Annotated in this window: 16 protein-coding genes; 9 read left to right on the plus strand and 7 right to left on the minus strand. The window is 60.0% G+C overall.

Annotated elements, in window-relative coordinates; all coding sequences use genetic code 11:
- The first annotated feature begins 11 nt into the window (after nt 1-11).
- Nucleotides 12-1,301, plus strand: coding sequence for a uracil permease (uraA, locus tag AB8804_RS03260; protein ID WP_371183057.1), 1,290 nt, complete (start codon nt 12-14; stop codon nt 1,299-1,301).
- Nucleotides 1,302-1,395: 94 nt separating this feature from the next.
- Nucleotides 1,396-2,097: a DnaA inactivator Hda gene (locus AB8804_RS03265; RefSeq protein ID WP_220092922.1), complete on the plus strand. Its 702-nt coding sequence runs from the start codon at nt 1,396-1,398 to the stop codon at nt 2,095-2,097.
- Between the two features lie 88 nt (nt 2,098-2,185).
- On the opposite strand, the gene AB8804_RS03270 is transcribed toward AB8804_RS03265, so the two are convergent.
- Genes AB8804_RS03270 through celB form a run of 3 tightly spaced genes read right to left on the minus strand, consistent with a single transcriptional unit; the run spans nt 2,186 to nt 5,886 of the window.
- The gene (locus AB8804_RS03270; protein ID WP_371183060.1) at nt 2,186-3,607 is read right to left on the minus strand and encodes a M17 family metallopeptidase; all 1,422 of its coding nucleotides are present in this window, start codon (nt 3,605-3,607) and stop codon (nt 2,186-2,188) included.
- On the minus strand, nt 3,604-4,563 hold the full coding sequence (locus tag AB8804_RS03275; RefSeq protein WP_371183062.1) for a N(4)-(beta-N-acetylglucosaminyl)-L-asparaginase: 960 nt from the start codon (nt 4,561-4,563) through the stop codon (nt 3,604-3,606). Before AB8804_RS03275 ends, AB8804_RS03270 begins: the two co-directional genes overlap by 4 nt.
- A 3-nt stretch (nt 4,564-4,566) precedes the next feature.
- Nucleotides 4,567-5,886 carry a PTS cellobiose transporter subunit IIC gene (gene celB / locus AB8804_RS03280; RefSeq protein ID WP_371183063.1) on the minus strand — a complete coding sequence of 440 codons (1,320 nt, stop codon included), beginning with the start codon at nt 5,884-5,886 and terminating at the stop codon, nt 4,567-4,569.
- 146 nt (nt 5,887-6,032) lie between these two features.
- On the opposite strand from celB, the gene AB8804_RS03285 reads away from it, so the two are divergent.
- Entirely contained in the window at nt 6,033-6,857 is an 825-nt protein-coding gene (locus tag AB8804_RS03285) for an XRE family transcriptional regulator (protein ID WP_371183065.1), read from the plus strand.
- Here AB8804_RS03285 and arsC read toward each other — a convergent pair.
- On the minus strand, nt 6,854-7,210 hold the full coding sequence (arsC, locus tag AB8804_RS03290; protein ID WP_371183067.1) for an arsenate reductase (glutaredoxin): 357 nt from the start codon (nt 7,208-7,210) through the stop codon (nt 6,854-6,856). The two genes, AB8804_RS03285 and arsC, sit on opposite strands and share 4 nt — an antisense overlap.
- 18 nt (nt 7,211-7,228) lie before the next feature.
- Nucleotides 7,229-8,692: a beta-barrel assembly-enhancing protease gene (bepA, locus tag AB8804_RS03295; protein WP_371183069.1), complete on the minus strand. Its 1,464-nt coding sequence runs from the start codon at nt 8,690-8,692 to the stop codon at nt 7,229-7,231.
- 220 nt (nt 8,693-8,912) lie between these two features.
- On the opposite strand from bepA, the gene AB8804_RS03300 reads away from it, so the two are divergent.
- Nucleotides 8,913-9,977 (plus strand): AI-2E family transporter, encoded by a 1,065-nt coding sequence (locus AB8804_RS03300; RefSeq protein ID WP_371183071.1) that lies wholly within the window; start codon nt 8,913-8,915, stop codon nt 9,975-9,977.
- Nucleotides 9,978-10,062: 85 nt separating this feature from the next.
- On the opposite strand, the gene bcp is transcribed toward AB8804_RS03300, so the two are convergent.
- Nucleotides 10,063-10,533, minus strand: a complete 471-nt coding sequence (bcp, locus tag AB8804_RS03305) for a thioredoxin-dependent thiol peroxidase (RefSeq protein WP_131634760.1) — start codon at nt 10,531-10,533, stop codon at nt 10,063-10,065.
- Complete coding sequence (locus tag AB8804_RS03310; protein ID WP_112010258.1) at nt 10,533-11,102, minus strand: glycine cleavage system transcriptional repressor; 570 nt, start codon at nt 11,100-11,102, stop codon at nt 10,533-10,535. Before AB8804_RS03310 ends, bcp begins: the two co-directional genes overlap by 1 nt.
- Nucleotides 11,103-11,247: 145 nt before the next feature.
- Here AB8804_RS03310 and dapA point away from each other — a divergent pair, with 145 nt between their 5' ends.
- From dapA to AB8804_RS03335, 5 genes are all read left to right on the plus strand, one after another.
- Complete coding sequence (gene dapA, locus AB8804_RS03315) at nt 11,248-12,126, plus strand: 4-hydroxy-tetrahydrodipicolinate synthase (RefSeq protein ID WP_371183074.1); 879 nt, start codon at nt 11,248-11,250, stop codon at nt 12,124-12,126.
- A 16-nt stretch (nt 12,127-12,142) separates the two neighbouring features.
- Nucleotides 12,143-13,177 carry an outer membrane protein assembly factor BamC gene (gene bamC, locus AB8804_RS03320; RefSeq protein WP_371183076.1) on the plus strand — a complete coding sequence of 345 codons (1,035 nt, stop codon included), beginning with the start codon at nt 12,143-12,145 and terminating at the stop codon, nt 13,175-13,177.
- A gap of 108 nt (nt 13,178-13,285) precedes the next feature.
- The gene (gene purC / locus AB8804_RS03325; RefSeq protein ID WP_112010261.1) at nt 13,286-13,999 is read left to right on the plus strand and encodes a phosphoribosylaminoimidazolesuccinocarboxamide synthase; all 714 of its coding nucleotides are present in this window, start codon (nt 13,286-13,288) and stop codon (nt 13,997-13,999) included.
- A 121-nt stretch (nt 14,000-14,120) separates the two neighbouring features.
- Nucleotides 14,121-14,990, plus strand: coding sequence for a neutral zinc metallopeptidase (locus AB8804_RS03330; RefSeq protein ID WP_371183078.1), 870 nt, complete (start codon nt 14,121-14,123; stop codon nt 14,988-14,990).
- Entirely contained in the window at nt 14,990-16,963 is a 1,974-nt protein-coding gene (locus AB8804_RS03335; RefSeq protein ID WP_371183080.1) for a tRNA(Met) cytidine acetyltransferase TmcA, read from the plus strand. Before AB8804_RS03330 ends, AB8804_RS03335 begins: the two co-directional genes overlap by 1 nt.
- Nucleotides 16,964-16,975: the final 12 nt, after the last annotated feature.

Genomic DNA, 16,975 nt, shown 5'->3' on the forward strand with positions numbered 1-16,975 from the left:
AGGAAAACGCTATGACGCGCCGTGCTATCGGGGTGAGTGAAAGACCGCCGCTTTTACAGACGATCCCGCTTAGTTTGCAGCACCTGTTCGCCATGTTTGGCGCAACCGTGCTGGTGCCAATCCTGTTTCACATCAACCCGGCCACCGTGCTGCTGTTCAACGGTATCGGGACGCTGCTTTACCTCTTCATCTGTAAAGGCAAAATCCCTGCCTATCTGGGCTCCAGCTTTGCGTTTATTTCGCCGGTTTTACTGCTGCTGCCGCTGGGTTATGAGGTGGCGCTGGGCGGCTTTATTATGTGCGGCGTGCTCTTCTGCCTGGTGTCGTTCATCGTGAAGAAAGCCGGTACCGGCTGGCTGGACGTGATGTTCCCGCCTGCGGCGATGGGCGCAATCGTTGCCGTCATCGGTCTGGAGCTGGCGGGCGTGGCGGCAAACATGGCGGGCCTGCTGCCCGCAGACGGTCAGTCGCCGGATTCCAAAACCATTATTATCTCCATGGTGACGCTGGGCGTGACGGTGTTCGGCTCCGTGCTGTTCCGCGGTTTTATGGCGATTATCCCGATTCTGATCGGCGTGCTGGCGGGCTATGCGCTCTCCTTTGCGATGGGCGTCGTTGATACCACGCCGATTGCCGAGGCGCACTGGTTCGCGCTGCCAACCTTCTACACGCCGCGCTTCGAGTGGTTTGCTATTTTCACCATTCTGCCCGCGGCGCTGGTGGTGATTGCCGAGCACGTCGGGCACCTGGTGGTGACGGCGAATATCGTGAAGCGCGATCTGATTCGCGATCCGGGCCTGCACCGCTCCATGTTCGCTAACGGCATCTCGACGGTTATCTCCGGCTTCTTTGGCTCTACGCCCAACACCACGTACGGCGAAAACATCGGCGTGATGGCGATTACCCGCGTATACAGCACCTGGGTGATCGGCGGGGCGGCAATCATCGCCATTCTGCTCTCCTGCGTGGGCAAGCTGGCCGCCGCGATTCAGATCATCCCGGTTCCGGTGATGGGCGGCGTGTCCCTGCTGCTGTACGGGGTGATTGGCGCATCCGGTATCCGCGTGCTGATCGAATCTAAAGTGGATTACAGCAAGGCGCAGAACCTGATCCTGACGTCCGTTATCCTGATCATCGGCGTGAGCGGTGCGAAGGTCCACATCGGTGCGGCGGAGCTGAAGGGCATGGCGCTGGCGACCATCGTCGGCGTGTGCCTGAGCCTGATTTTCAAGCTGATCTCGGTGATCCGCCCGGAAGAGGTGGTACTGGACGCTGACGAAAGCGAAAAAGCACCGCATTGATCGAAATATCGGGCGAGGGATCGCCCGGTTCTCTCCTTGCGGGTTCCGTGTTAAACTCGTTGCCGATTTTTAGTCAGATCTGGTTGAGGTATTTCTGAACGGACCGGCACAGCTCTCTCTGCCACTTTATCTCCCTGACGATGAGACTTTTTCAAGTTTCTGGCCGGGCGATAACCCCTCTTTACTGGCTGCACTGCAAAACGTGCTGCGCCAGGATCACAGCGGATACATCTATATCTGGTCACGCGAGGGCGCGGGGCGCAGCCACCTGCTGCATGCCGCCTGCGCGGAGCTTTCCGCCCGCGGTGACGCGGTGGGCTATGTACCGCTGGACAAGCGCACCTGGTTCGTACCGGAAGTGCTCGAGGGAATGGAACATCTCTCGCTGGTCTGCATCGACAATATTGAGTGCGTGGCGGGGGATGAGCCGTGGGAAATGGCGATCTTCAACCTCTACAACCGCATTCTGGAGTCGGGCAAAACCCGGCTGCTGATCACCGGCGATCGTCCGCCGCGCCAGCTTAATCTTGGCCTGCCGGATCTGGCCTCGCGTCTGGACTGGGGGCAAATCTACAAGCTACAGCCGCTCTCCGACGAAGATAAGCTTCAGGCGCTGCAGCTGCGCGCAAAGCAGCGCGGGTTTGAGCTCCCCGAGGACGTGGGGCGCTTCCTGCTGAAGCGCCTGGACAGGGAAATGCGCACGCTGTTTGATACGCTCGATCAGCTCGATCGCGCCTCAATAACCGCCCAGCGCAAGCTGACCATTCCGTTTGTGAAAGATATTCTTAAGCTTTGAGTTTTTTTGCCGGGTGGCGGCTGCGCCTTACCCGGCCTACGAAAACCCATCACGCCTTGTAGGCCCGGTAAGCGCAGCGCCACCGGGCTTAAAAATCTCCCATCAGATGCTCAACCAAAAGTGGAATCGGCCGTCCCGACGCCACGCTTCTGCCGCCTTCTCGCCACAGCGCCGTGCCGCTGATGTCCAGATGCGCCCACGGGATCGTCGGCGGGCAGAAATGGTGCAGCAGCCAGGCCGCCGAGGCGCTGATCGCCGCGTTATTGGTCGGCGTATTGCACAGATCGGCAATCGCGCTCTCGGTCTGCTTTTTCAGCCTCGCATCCAGCGGCAGGGACCACACCTCGTCTCCGCTCCGTTTTCCTGCAAGCGTTAGCGCCTGACGCAGCGGCTCGTCCTGGGTCATCAGGCCGCTCAGCTCATATCCCAGCGCTTTTACCACCGCGCCCGTTAATGTCGCCAAATCAATAATATAGCGCGCCTGCGGATGGCGCTGGCTGGCCCAGGCGATGGCGTCGGCCAGCACCAGCCGCCCTTCGGCATCGGTATTATTGATTTCAACGGTCAGGCCGTTGCAGGCGCGCGCCACCGTGCCCGGCTGCATAGCGTCCGGCCCGATGGCGTTTTCCGCCAGCGCCAGCACGCCCATCATGCGCACCGGCAGGCCGAGCGAGGCGACGGTGAGCATCAATCCCAGCACGTTGGCCGCACCGCACATGTCGTACTTCATGGTGTACATGCCCGCGCCTTCTTTCAGCCACAGGCCGCCGGTATCGAAGGTGATGCCTTTGCCCACGTAGCAGCGCGCCGGACCGTTGGCCGCGCCTTCGTAATGTATCGCCAGCAGGCGCGGCGGGCAGGTTGCCCCTTTCCCCACGGCGTGCAGCAGCCCAAGGCCTTCATCAACGATCTGTTTTTCATCCAGCACCTCGCAGCACAGGGCGGGGAACGCCGCGCACAGCCGCTGCGCTTCTTCGACCACACGCTGCGGCGTGCAGATATCGGACGGCAGATCCGCCAGCCGCCTGGCGGCAATCATGCCTTTGGCGATGGCGTGCTGCTGGCGGAAAACCTCCGTCAGCCTTTCCCGCTGCTCGGGCAGGCATAGCGCCGAGATATGGCGCAGGCGCACGGCGGACGCGTCTGTTTTTTTCAGCTGCAGGTCCGTCAGGCGATGCGCCTGATTGAACAGAAAGCGCAGCAGCTGCGCCAGCACGGTATCGTCGACGTTGGTCACGTCAATCACGACGCGCTCGCTGACGGGGGAGGCCAGCAGCGGGCGCAGCGCGGCGAGCAATCCTTCGGTCAGGCTATCGTGCCAGAGCGCCTCCGGCAGCAGCGTGATGCGGGCAAAAGGCGCGCAGCCAAACCGCGCGTCGGCGACGGCGGTCTGCTGGCGCATTTCGGCGATAAGCGCGGTCTCCGGCAGCAGCGCAGAGTCCGTTCGGGCAATCAGATGGCTGTGCGCTTCGGCCTCTGATAGCTCGGTAATAAGTTGCCAGTTCATCATTTTTCCTCCTCGATCGGGGCGCGAATGCGCTCGGCGTAGGCCTGCATCCACTCATCATCCACGGGCTGATAGTGCGTTTTCTCGCGCTGGCGTTCGGCGCGAAATACGGTCAGCGGCTGGCGCGCGGTGGCGACCACGAACGAGAAGGTTTTAATATTGGTCGCCGCGCCGAACTCGCCCTGCCTGTTCATGCAGACGACGGAGAGATCCCCCGCGCGCCCGAAGCGCGACATCAGCCTGTCCTCAAGCTCGAACACTACCGAATCAGCCGCCTGCTGCGGGGACATGCCTCCCGCCATGCGGCGGACGATCTCATAGCTGGTGCAGCCTTTCATCAGGTCTTCGCCGACGCCCGTGGCGGTGGCGGCTCCGGTTTCGCTGTCGCAGTAAAAGCCCGAGCCGATAATCGGCGAATCGCCAATGCGGCCGCGCTTTTTCATAAACAGGCCGCTGGTGGAGGTGGCGACGCTCATCGACCCCCGCTTATCCAGGCCGATAATCCCCACCGTGTCGTGACCGTCGTACGGGCTTAGTCCCTTATCGAGCGTTTCCCGACAGCGCTTGCGATAGTGCTGCATGGCGCGGTCGGTGAGCATGGTTTTATCGGCAAAGCTCTGGCTCAGCGCCCATTCGCGCGCGCCCTGGCCGACCAGCAGGCTGTTGTAGCGCTGGCGGCTCAGCGCGTGCGCCACGCGCACCGGATTGGCGATATCCACCAGATTCCCCACGGCGCCAAACGCCAGCGTATCGCCGTCCATGTAGGCCGCGTCCAGCTCCACCTCGCCGTTTTCGGTCGGCAGGCCGCCGTAGCCGACGGATTTATAAAACGGAAAGTCTTCTACCGCCGCGACGGCGTCAACCACCGCCTCGGCGACCGGCTTTCCTGCCGAAAGGGCTGACGCGGATTCCGTGACGCCTTCCAGCGCCATTCGCCAGGTGGCGATAATTCCCCACATGCTTTACTCCTGTTTTGCAAGGGTGGTATCGGGCTGCGTCACGGTGGCAATCTCCGCGGCGCGGTACTGTTTGTCCAGAATGCGCATGAAAGGCAGGTATAGCATCGCGCCAATCAGCAGGTTGATGAGCTGCATAACGCTGCCGCTCAGATGGCCGGTGACGATGAAGCCGCTGATGACGGGCGGCAGCGTCCACGGGATAAAGACCCCGGTGGTAACGGCGACCGCGCCAATTTTCATCGCGACGTACTGCACGGTGACCAGCACCAGCGGCACCAGGTTGAACGGGATGAGCATGATTGGGTTCATGATCACCGGCAGGCCGAAAAGAATTGGCTCGTTGATGTTAAACACCGACGCGCCCGCGCCGAGGCGCGCCACTTCGCGCATATTTTTGCTGCGGGCAAAAATCAGCATCGCAATCACCAGCGACAGCGTTGCGCCCGCGCCGCCCATCCAGATCATGTCAAAAAACTGCTCGGAAATGATGTGCGGCGGCGTCACGCCCGCCTGAATGGCGGCGATGTTGTCGGTCTGATTTTCCATCCACAGCGGACGGATAATGCCGTTGATCATCGACCCGGAGTTAATGCCCACTGACCACAGGATCGTGATGCTGAACACCGTCATCAGCGCGCCGAAATACGAGGTGCCGTAGTGGCGCACCGGCGTGGCGACCACCTCGTAAATGAACTGGTGAATGGTGTTGTAGTGGGTGTTTTCAAAGACGATGCGGATCATCAGCACCAGAATCATTACCAGCAGCGCCGGGATCAGCGCGGCGAAAGATTCCTGCACCGCAGGCGGTACGCCGTCCGGCATTTTGATCACCAGCTTTTTGCGCTTCAGCCAGCAGAACAGCTCCGTCCACAGCAGCGATCCGATCATTGCGACGAAAAGCCCTTTGCTGCCAATCCATTCAACCGGGATCACGGTGATGCCGCCGTTTTCCGCCACCTTGATGAACGGCGTCAGGATCAGGAAGGCGACCAGCGACAGAATGCCGCAGGAGATGCGGTCCTCGCCGTAGTGTTCCGCCAGGCGAAACGCCACCAGGAAGCTGATGAACAGCGACATGGTGGAGAACACCGCGTTGAACGGAATTTCGATAATGGCGCTCCAGCTCTCGCCGAAGGCCCGGGACATAAACTGCTGGTAGGCCTGGTTCGGAAACGAGGAGATCACCAGCAGAATGGAGCCGACGATAATAAACGGCATGAATGAAACGTAGGCGCCGCGGATGGCCCCCAGATGACGCTGCTGGGCCGTTTTGGCCGCCAGAGGCATCAGTTTTGCTTCAAGAAATCCCAGAACATTGTTCATTGTGAACTCCGTACAAGATTGAGTGGCGTTGTTTGTGTTATGTCTGTGGATTATCAGTGAAGCGCGGCGGGCGAAAGGTGAAATCGGTCACAAAGCATTCGCCGCAGCAATATAAATCTCACAAGATTGGTTAACGGACTTTTGCGATGGAAATTAAACTGCACGCCAATGCAACCACCACGCCGCGGGTCCGGCGCTATCTCCAGCAGTCGGATAAAAGCGACAGAGAGCTTGCCGCCGAGCTGGGGATCTCCGTGACCACGGTCCGGCGCTGGCGTAACCGCAGGCAGGTTTCTGATAATCTGACCACGCCAAAAGTGATACACAAAGCACTGAGACAGGAGCAGGTGGCGCTGATCAATGCCCTGCGCGATGCGACCGGCGCGCCGCTGGATGAGCTGCTGCATCTGGTCAACGACGGGCTGGGGATCGCCGTTTCCCGGGCAACGCTGAACCGCTACCTGAAGCCCGTCGCGGTGAAGCAGAAGGGCGCGCTGCCGCAGGGCGTCAAGGCGCTAAAGGCGGGCGTTATGCCGCACCGGCTGGTGCTGCACCACGTGCCGCTGTCGCTGCATATGGATGACGGCGGCGAGCAGCATCTGCTGTGGGCGCGCGAGCCGATCAGCGGCTGGTGCTATGCCCGCCTGTATGCGGGCGTATCGCAGCCGCTGCTGGCTAGCTGGACGACGGCGCTGCTGGAGGCCTGTCCGGCTGATATACAATCTATTGAGACTTTCGGTTTCGAAATCGCTTTGACCGGGCGAAACATCGCCGTTAACGCGCACCCGGAAAAACAGAATACCCTGCAGGTGACGCTGCCGTTAGCCGATATCATTCCGCGCGTGAATGTAGAGGAGGCCGGATCGCTGCTGATCGGCCTGTGCGAGTGCTACAACCGGGGAAAAGCGCAGAAAAAGCTGGGAGAGAAGACGCCGCAGGCCTTTCTGGAAGCGCTGCGGCGTGAAGATTAGAGGATGTCGAGCACGCTTTCCGGCGGGCGACCGATGCGCGCCTGGCCGTTTGCCACCACGATGGGGCGCTCGATCAGCTTTGGATTGTCCACCATCGCCTGAACCAGCTGCGCTTCGGTGAGGTGCGCATCGCTCAGGTTAAGCGCCTTGTACAGATCCTCTTTCTGGCGCATCAGCTCGCGCGCGCTGCCCATGCCCAGCATCTGCAGGAGCTGCTGAATCGTCTGCGCGTCCGGCGGCGTCTCAAGGTACAGCACCACCTCAGGATCAACGCCGTTAGACTTCAGCAGGCTGAGCGTGTCGCGGCTCTTTGAGCAGCGTGGGTTGTGGTAGATTTTTACCGCGTCTGTCATGACTAAACGTCTCCTTTATTACATCTTTTCGTACGGCTTAAAGCGCTGCTGCAAGCCGCGCAGCTGATCGATTCGCGCGTCGTAGCGCGCCTGCTGCAGGCTGCCGAGCTTGACCTGCGAGCTGGCGCTGCTCAGCAGGGAAATGGCCTGATCCAGACGTCCGGCAAGGGCCAGCCCTTCGGCGCGCGCGGCCAGCTCCTGATCGCGATTGCCCAACTGCCCTTCGGCCTGCGCCAGCAGGTCCCAGCCGTTTTGGTCGTCTTTATTGTTAAAGGTGTAGCGGTTGAGGATCGTCGCCGCCTCTTTGGCCTGCCCGCCCTGTAAGTAAGCATTCGCCAGGTTAAGCTGCAGCACCGGGTTGGTGCGGATATCCTTCGCCCCTTTCAGACGGTTAATCGCCTCGGTGGCCTTTTTCTGCCCCAGGTCGATATCGGTGGAGAGATCGAGATACCACGGATTGTTCGGCTCGGCGGACAGCAGCGGCTGGAGCGCTTTGCGCGCCTCGTCGTACCGGCTGGCCTCCATAGCCTGAAGCGCCTGACCGTACTGCGCGGCGTTCTTCTCGCGCACGTTGCCTTTTGCCAGCGCGTCCAGCAGGTCGCTGGTGAGCTGGTTACGCCCGGAGTTATACATGCCGAGGGTGCGCACCTTCGCCAGGAAGAAATCCTGCGAGGATTGCACCACCACCGGACGCATCTGGTTGGCGCGGTTTCGCGCGTCCGACAGGCGGCTTTCCGGCAGCGGGTGCGTCAGCAAAATCTCCGGTGGACGCGTGGAGTACCGCGCCTGATCGAGCAGCTTCTCAAGGAAGCTTGGCATCGCCTGCGGGTCAAAGCCCGAGCGCTGTAATACCTGAATGCCGATGCGGTCCGCTTCCTGTTCGTTTTGTTGCGTGAAGCTGATCATGCCCTGGCGCGTTCCCGCCAGGGTGCCGGTCAGCGCCGCCATTCCCGCCTGCGGGCTGGCCATCGCCAGCAAAATCGAACCCAGCGCGCCGACCCACGTCAGCGGAGCGTTGCGCTTCTGGTCTTCCATGGCGCGCGCCAGGTGGCGCTGCGTGACGTGCGAAATTTCGTGCGCCATTACCGACGCCAGCTGGCTTTCGTTATCGGAATAGCGGAATAACGCCGAATGCAGCACCACGTTGCCGCCGAAGAAGGCGAAGGCGTTGATTTCGTCGTTATTGATTAAGTAGAAGTGGAAGGGGGTTTTCACCGAGTCGGCGTGGGCGACAAGGCGCATGCCGAGGCCATTGATGTACTGCACCAGCAGCGGATCGTTGATCAGCGGCGCGCTGCCGCGAAGCTGGCGAACGTAGTAATCACCCATCTGCATCTCCTGGCCAATGGAGAGCGTGCTTCCTGCCGTGGTGCCCATATCCGGCAATGAATCGGCCGAGTCGGCGAATGCGGGCATAACCTGGCCAACCGTCAGTGCGGCGATAAGTGTTGCAACCAGCGTTTTTTTCAACTGCCTGAACATAACCACTGTCCTGTATTTTGGATGTGCTAATTTGACCGACGATCCCGTCGAACGTTCATCTCCACTGCTCTGCGAGTGTAGCCGTGTTGGCGCGTGAAGAAAATCCCATTGATCAGGGTTTTGCATTTCGTGACGAAGCGTCAAAAAGGAAAGGCTTTTCTGTGACAGTTAGATACAATTCCTCCTTTCCATTCCGCCGTCCGTTGCAGGGAAGGGTTGCATGCTCGAAATGTTAATGCAGTGGTACCGCCGCCGGTTTAGCGACCCGGAAGCCATTGCTCTGCTGGTTATTCTGGTTGCCGGGTTCGGCATTCTCTTCTTCTTTAGCGGCCTGCTGGCTCCGCTGCTGGTGGCGATAGTGCTGGCATATCTGCTGGAGTGGCCAACGGCGAGGCTTGAGCGCGTCGGCTGCTCCCGCCGCTGGGCGACCAGCATCGTGCTGGTACTGTTCGTCGGCATTTTGCTGCTGATGTCGTTCGTCGTAATGCCCGTCGCCTGGCAGCAGGGGATTTACCTTATCCGCGACATGCCCGGCATGCTGAACAAGCTCTCTGACTTTGCCGCCACGCTGCCGCGCCGCTATCCCGCGCTGATGGACGCCGGGATTATAGACGCGATGGCGGAAAACATGCGCGCCCGCATCATGACCATGGGCGACTCGGTGGTGAAATACTCTCTGGCCTCGCTGGTGGGGCTCCTGACGCTGGCGGTGTACCTGGTGCTGGTGCCGCTGATGGTCTTCTTCCTCGTCAAGGATAAAGAGCAGATGCTTAACGCCGTGCGCCGCATTTTACCGCGCAACCGCGGCCTGGCGGGGCAGGTGTGGGAGGAGATGAACCAGCAGATCACCAACTACATTCGCGGCAAGGTGCTGGAGATGATCGTCGTGGGCGTGGCGACGTGGATTGGCTTCCTGATTTTTGGGCTCAACTACTCGCTGCTGCTGGCGGTGCTGGTGGGGCTTTCGGTGCTGATTCCGTACATCGGCGCCTTTGTGGTGACCATTCCGGTGGTGGGCGTTGCGCTGTTCCAGTTCGGCCTTGGCACCGAGTTCTGGAGCTGCTTCGCGGTGTACCTGATCATTCAGGGGCTGGACGGCAACCTGCTGGTGCCGGTGCTGTTCTCCGAGGCGGTAAACCTGCACCCGCTGGTGATTATTTTATCGGTGGTGATTTTCGGCGGGCTGTGGGGATTCTGGGGCGTGTTCTTTGCGATTCCGCTGGCGACGCTGATCAAAGCCGTGGTTCACGCGTGGCCGGACGTGCCGGCGGTGGAAGAGAAGTAGATTTTGTCGGGTGGCGGCTTCGCCTTACCCGACCTACACACGGAATGTAGGCCGGGTAAGCGCAGCGCCACCCGGCACAAAAGTATCACGCGCTCTCTTTCAGCCACTTCAACACCACGTCGTGGTGATTGCTGGTTTTGAAGTCGTCAAACACGTGTTCAACTTTGCCGTTAGCGTCAATCAGGAAGCTGATGCGGTGAATGCCGTCATAGGTTTTGCCCATGAAGGACTTCTCGCCCCAGACGCCAAACTGCTCGCAAACCTGGTGGTCTTCGTCAGACAGCAGAGTGAAGTTCAGGACCTCTTTTTCCGCAAAACGAGACAGCTTTTCGGGTTTGTCGGTGCTGATACCCAGCACTTCTACGCCGACTTTCTTCAACTCATCCATGTTGTCGCGTAAGCCGCAGGCCTGCACGGTACAGCCTGGGGTCATGGCTTTCGGGTAGAAATAGACCAGAACACGCTGTCCCTGGAAGTCGGTCAAATTTACTTGCTCACCGTCTTGATCCGGCAAGCTAAATTTCGGTGCGATGTCACCGGCTTTCAGTGGGTTCATTACTCAACTCCATCCTGTTCATGCTGCGAATAATTTACGACGTTTATACTGCCCTGCGCGTTTAATTCTGTACAGAGGGCTTTGAACGCTTGCTCGATATTTGATGCATCCTGTGAGGCAGGACTGTGAGCGGTAATTTGAATAAACAGCGTGGGAATCGCGTTTTCATCGCCCGGCTGGGTGCGGGAAACCAGCTCGGCAATGTTCATCTCGTGGCCGTCAAACAGCGCGGTAAAGCGTTCGATAAGATGCGGGGAATCAGGCACTTCAACCTGCACCCACACGGTAGAAGGCATCGCCGGACGCGGCCGCGCGGTTGTGCGCTTCATCACGATCAGCAAATCCAGCTCTGCGCCCTTCAGCGGCAGGGTCGATTCGATCAGCGTGATGGCGTTCCACGTGCCGGAAAGCAGCATGATAAACGTGAACTCTTCGCCAAGCATAGCCAGACGGCTGTCTTCAATGTTGCAGCCGCAGCTGCTTACGTGGCGGGTAATGGTATTCACGATACCCGGCCTGTCGGCACCCAGCGCGGTGATAACCAGGTAATGTTGTGATGAGGTTGTCAAACCCGTTCTTCCTTTGCTTGGTTAAGTCTTCCTAAGGAAAGCATAAAAAAAACATGCATACAACCGCCTGAGGGCCTCAGGTCGCTTGCTTTTATTACAGTTCCAAACGTAACATTGAGGCTCTTGTTCGCACAGAGGATGGCCCATGTTCACGGGAAGTATTGTCGCGCTTGTTACACCGATGGATGAAAAAGGTAATGTCTGCCGGTCAAGCATGAAGAAGCTCATTGATTATCATGTCGCCAATGGAACCTCGGCGATCGTTTCGGTAGGGACTACCGGTGAATCTGCAACGCTGAGCCATGAAGAGCACGGCGACGTCGTGATGCTGACCCTCGAACTGGCTGACGGACGTATTCCTGTCATTGCAGGAACCGGCGCTAACGCCACCGCAGAAGCTATCAGCCTGACCCAACGTTTCAACGACAGCGGCATTGTCGGCTGCCTGACGGTCACGCCGTATTACAACCGTCCTACTCAGGAAGGTCTGTTCCAGCACTTCAAAGCCATCGCTGAACATACTGACTTGCCGCAAATTCTGTATAATGTGCCGTCCCGCACCGGCTGCGACATGCTGCCGGAAACCGTTGGCCGTCTCTCGAAAGTCAAAAATATTATCGGGATTAAAGAGGCGACAGGGAACTTAAGCCGCGTTCACCAGATCAAAGAGCTGGTTTCAGACGACTTTATCCTGCTGAGCGGCGATGATGCGACGGCGCTGGACTTTATGCAGTTGGGCGGTCACGGCGTCATCTCCGTCACTGCCAACATTGCAGCGCGTGATATGGCTGAAATGTGTAAGCTCGCGGCGGCCGGTCACTTTGATGACGCTCGCGTGATTAATCAGCGTCTGATGCCGCTGCACAATAAATTATTTGTCGAACCCAATCCGATCCCAGTGAAATGGGCATGTAAGGAGTTGGGACTTGTAGCAACCGATACGCTGCGCCTGCCAATGACGCCGATTACCGACCACGGTCGCGACATCGTCACTGGCGCGCTGAAACATGCCGGTTTGCTGTAAAGTTTAGGGAGATTTGATGGCTTATTCAGTACAGAAGTCGCGCCTGGCGAAGGTTGCGGGTGTTTCGCTTATTATGCTGCTCGCTGCCTGTAGTTCAGACTCGCGCTACAAGCGCCAGGTGAGCGGTGACGAATCCTATCTGGATGCGACGCCGCTTGCTGAACTTCACGCCCCTGCTGGCATGATCCTGCCGATCCAGAACGGTGATTACAACATCCCCGTGACCAACGGCAGCGGTCTGGTCGGTAAAGCGCTCGATATTCGCCCACCGGCACAGCCTCTGGCGCTGGTGAGCGGCGCGCGTACCCAGTTCACCGGTGACACGGCCTCTCTGATGGTTGAAAGCGCGCGCGGCACCTCGCTGTGGCCGCAGGTTGTCAGCGTGATTCAGTCGAAAAACTACACGATTGATAAGCGCGACGACGCCAGCCAGACGTTAACCACGGACTGGATCGAGTGGAACCGTCTGGATGAGGACCAGCAGTACCGCGGTCGCTATCAGGTCTCCGTTAAGCCACAGGGCTATCAGCAGGCGGTGACCGTCAAGCTGTTGAACCTGGAGCAGGCGGGTAAACCGGTTGCCGACGCGTCCTCTCTGCAGCGTTACAGCACTGAAATGCTGAACGTCATTGCGGCCGGTCTCGATAAGAATGCTACCGACGCCGCGAACGCGGCCCAGAACCGCAGCGGGACGACGTTTGATGTCCAGAGCGCGGCCGACGATACCGGCCTGCCAATGCTGGTGGTGCGTGCACCGTTTAACCAGACCTGGCAGAAGCTGCCTGCGACGCTGGAAAAAGTGGGCATGAAGGTGTCCGATACCACGCGTTCTACGGGTAGCATCACGGCCACCTACAAGCCGCTGTCCGACAGCGCGTGGCAGGAGCTGGGTGCAAGCGATCCGAAACTGGCCTCCGGCGACTACAAAATTCAGGTCGGCGACCTCGATAACCGCAGTAGCCTGCAGTTCATCGATCCAAAAGGCCACACGTTGACCCAGTCGCAGAACGATGCGCTGGTGGCGGTCTTCCAGGCTGCGTTCAACAAATAAATGTGAGGGCTGGTTAATCCAGCCCTTTTTATTTTCGTGCTACGCAAACGTGTGCGTGGCATAATATTCCCCGTTTTGAACACCCATTTCACACCAGGAGTAATGAAGATGCAGAAGCAAGCTGAGTTGTATCGTGGCAAAGCGAAAACCGTTTACAGCACGGAGAACCCGGATCTGTTGGTGCTCGAGTTCCGCAATGATACGTCAGCAGGGGACGGCGCGCGCATTGAGCAGTTCGATCGTAAAGGCATGGTGAACAACAAGTTCAACCACTTCATTATGACCAAGCTGGCCGAAGCGGGTATCCCAACCCAGATGGAAGCATTGCTGTCCGATACGGAATGTCTGGTGAAAAAGCTGGATATGGTGCCGGTTGAATGCGTCATTCGTAACCGCGCCGCCGGCTCTCTGGTGAAGCGTCTGGGTATCGAAGAAGGGATTGAGCTCAACCCGCCGCTGTTCGATCTGTTCCTGAAAAACGACGCCATGCACGACCCGATGGTCAACGAATCCTACTGCGAAACCTTCGGCTGGGTGAGCAAAGAGAACCTGGCGCGCATGCAGGAGCTGACCTATAAAGCGAACGACGTGCTGAAAAAGCTGTTTGATGATGCGGGCCTGATCCTGGTGGACTTCAAGCTGGAGTTCGGCCTGTACAAAGGCGAAGTGGTGCTGGGCGACGAGTTCTCCCCGGACGGCAGCCGCCTGTGGGATAAAGAAACGCTGGATAAAATGGACAAAGACCGTTTCCGCCAGAGCCTGGGCGGGCTGATCGAAGCCTATGAAGCCGTTGCGCACCGTTTGGGCGTTAAGCTCGACTAATCTCCCCCCTTGCCGGAGGCGGTTCATCTCCTCCGGCGTTTTACCGTTGTTTACTATGGTAATCTTGTCGTTAACCGCCTACGATCATAGCTATTAATAATGAAATCGTTTCGAGGTGGTTATGCGCTGGCAAGGGCGTCGTGAAAGTGACAATGTAGAAGACAGACGCAGCAGTAGCGGCGGCGGCCCGTCAATGGGCGGCCCGGGCTTTCGCTTACCGAGCGGAAAGGGCGGTATTATTCTGCTTATCGTAGTGCTGGTGGCGGGCTACTACGGCGTCGATTTAACCGGCCTGATGACCGGTGAACCTCTGCAACAGCAGCAGCAATCCTCGCGCTCCATTAGCCCGAATGAAGACGAAGCGGCTAAATTCACCTCCGTGATCCTCGCGACCACGGAAGATACCTGGGGCCAGCAGTTCGAGAAGATGGGGCGCACCTATCAGCAGCCTAAGCTTGTGATGTACCGCGGCGCAACGCGCACGGGCTGCGGCACCGGCCAGTCGGTGATGGGGCCGTTCTACTGCCCGGCCGACGGCACCGTCTATATCGATCTCTCTTTCTATGATGACATGAAGCGCAAGCTGGGCGCCGACGGCGATTTTGCCCAGGGCTACGTGATCGCGCACGAAGTGGGCCACCACGTGCAAAAGCTGCTGGGCATCGAGCCTAAGGTGCGCCAGATGCAGCAGAACGCCTCTCAGGCGGAAGTCAACCGTCTCTCGGTGCGCATGGAGCTGCAGGCGGACTGCTTCGCGGGCGTGTGGGGCAACAGCATGCAGAAGCAGGGCGTGCTTGAAGCCGGCGATCTGGAAGAGGCGCTGAACGCGGCGCAGGCCATCGGCGACGATCGGCTCCAGCAGCAGAGCCAGGGACGCGTGGTGCCGGACAGCTTTACGCACGGGACGTCCGAACAGCGCTACACGTGGTTCAAGCGCGGCTTCGACAGCGGCGATCCGGCGCAGTGTAATACCTTCGGCAAAGCCATGTGATGGCGTCGTTTGAACGCCTGGTAAACCACCTGCAGCACACCGGCCATCGTCGGCTGATTGTTCTCAGCGGCGATGGCGCGTGGGGGGACTCACGCGCGCAGGCGCTGCGCGATAGTCTTACGGGCGACTGGCTCTGGCTGGATGGCAACGCCTCAAAAACGGTTAGCGGGCTGCTGGGGCGGGAGTTTACCCACGCCGTCTTCGACGCGCGCGTCGGGTTTGACGTCACCGCCTTCGCCGCGCTGAGCGGCACGCTGCGCGCCGGAAGCCTGCTGGTACTGCTGGTCCCACCGCTTGATGAATGGGCGCAGCGCCCGGACGCGGACTCCGTGCGCTGGAGCGACAGCGCTGAGCCGATCGCCACCCCCCGTTTTGTTCACCACTTTTGTCGGACGATCGCCGCCGATCCAGATGCGATCGTGTGGCAACAGCACCAGGCTCAACCTCTTCTTTCCCTTTCTGACGCGCCAGCCTGGCATCCGGCAACCGGTGAGCCGCAGCGCGAGCAGACCGCCATTCTGGATGCGCTGCTGGGCATGCCGCCCGGCGTTGCCGCCGTGACGGCGCCGCGCGGGCGCGGAAAATCGGCCCTTGCCGGCATGCTGCTGAACCGCACGCCGCGCAGCGCTATCGTCACCGGTCCGGCAAAGGGGGCGACGGACGTGATTGCCCATTTTGCCGGTGAGAAATACCGCTTTGTGGCCCCGGACGCGCTGCTCGCGTCATCAATCACCGCCGACTGGCTGATTGTCGATGAAGCGGCGGCGATCCCCGGTCCGCTGCTTGAGCAGCTTGTGCGGCGATTTCCGCGCGTGCTGTTCACCACGACCGTGCAGGGCTATGAAGGCACGGGCAGGGGATTCCTGCTGAAGTTTTGCGCCCGCTTCGACGGCCTGCGGCGCTATACATTGTCCGCGCCCGTTCGCTGGGCGGCGGACTGTCCGCTTGAGCGGGTGGTGGATAACGCGCTGCTCTTTGACGATACGCTGATTGACCACCGGCCTGAAGGCGAGGTGCAGTTCACCGCGCTCGAGCAGCAGGCGTGGGAAAGCGACCCCGCGCGCATCGCCAGCGTGTATGAACTGCTGTGCGCGGCGCATTACCGCACGTCGCCGCTGGATTTACGCCGGTTGATGGACGCGCCGGGCCAGCACTTTTCCATCGCGCAGGCGCGGACGTCGCCTGCGGGCGCGCTGTGGCTGGTGGAGGAGGGGGGCCTGAGCGCAGATCTCAGCCGCGCGGTGTGGGCCGGTTTTCGACGCCCGCGCGGAAACCTGGTGGCGCAGTCTTTAGCGGCGCACGGCGGATCGCCCCTTGCGGCGACGCTTTGGGGGCGCAGGGTGACGCGCATCGCCGTGCATCCCCACCGCCAGCGGGAGGGGATCGGGCAGGCGCTGATACAGAGCGCCCGCGGCCAGGACTATCTTTCGGTCAGCTTCGGCTATACCGACGCGCTGTGGCATTTCTGGCAGCGGTGCGGCTTTACGATGGTGCGCATGGGCAGCCACCGCGAGGCCAGCAGCGGCTGCTTTACGGCGATGGCGCTGCTGCCGCTCAGCGAGGCGGGCCACGCGCTGTGCGAGCAGGAGCACCGCCGCCTGTGCCGCGACGCGCGCGTGCTTTCGGCGTGGAACGACGAAAAGATCCCCGTTGACGACGCCTGGGAAGCTACCCTTAATGATGATGACTGGCTGGAGCTTGCCGGGTTCGCCTGCGCGCACCGGCCGTTTTCGACGTCCGTTGCGGCGCTAACGCGCCTGCTGCTTGCGGTTAGCCTGCCGCTTCCCGCCCTGCGCGGGAAAACCGAGGTGCGTAAAGATGATGCCCGCCTTTGTGGGGAATTGGGGCTTGCGGGGCGAAAGGCCCTGCTTGCCGCGCTTCGCCGGGAGGCGGGTGAAGCGCTGGAAACGCTGGACGCGAAGCGCAGCCGTCGGCTCAGCGCCGACATTTTGCAATGGCAATTTTTTCAATGACTTCTTCAGTAA

Origin of the sequence: Enterobacter sp. KBR-315C3_2022 (assembly GCF_041399425.1) — a bacterium.
Taxonomy (GTDB): domain Bacteria; phylum Pseudomonadota; class Gammaproteobacteria; order Enterobacterales; family Enterobacteriaceae; genus Enterobacter.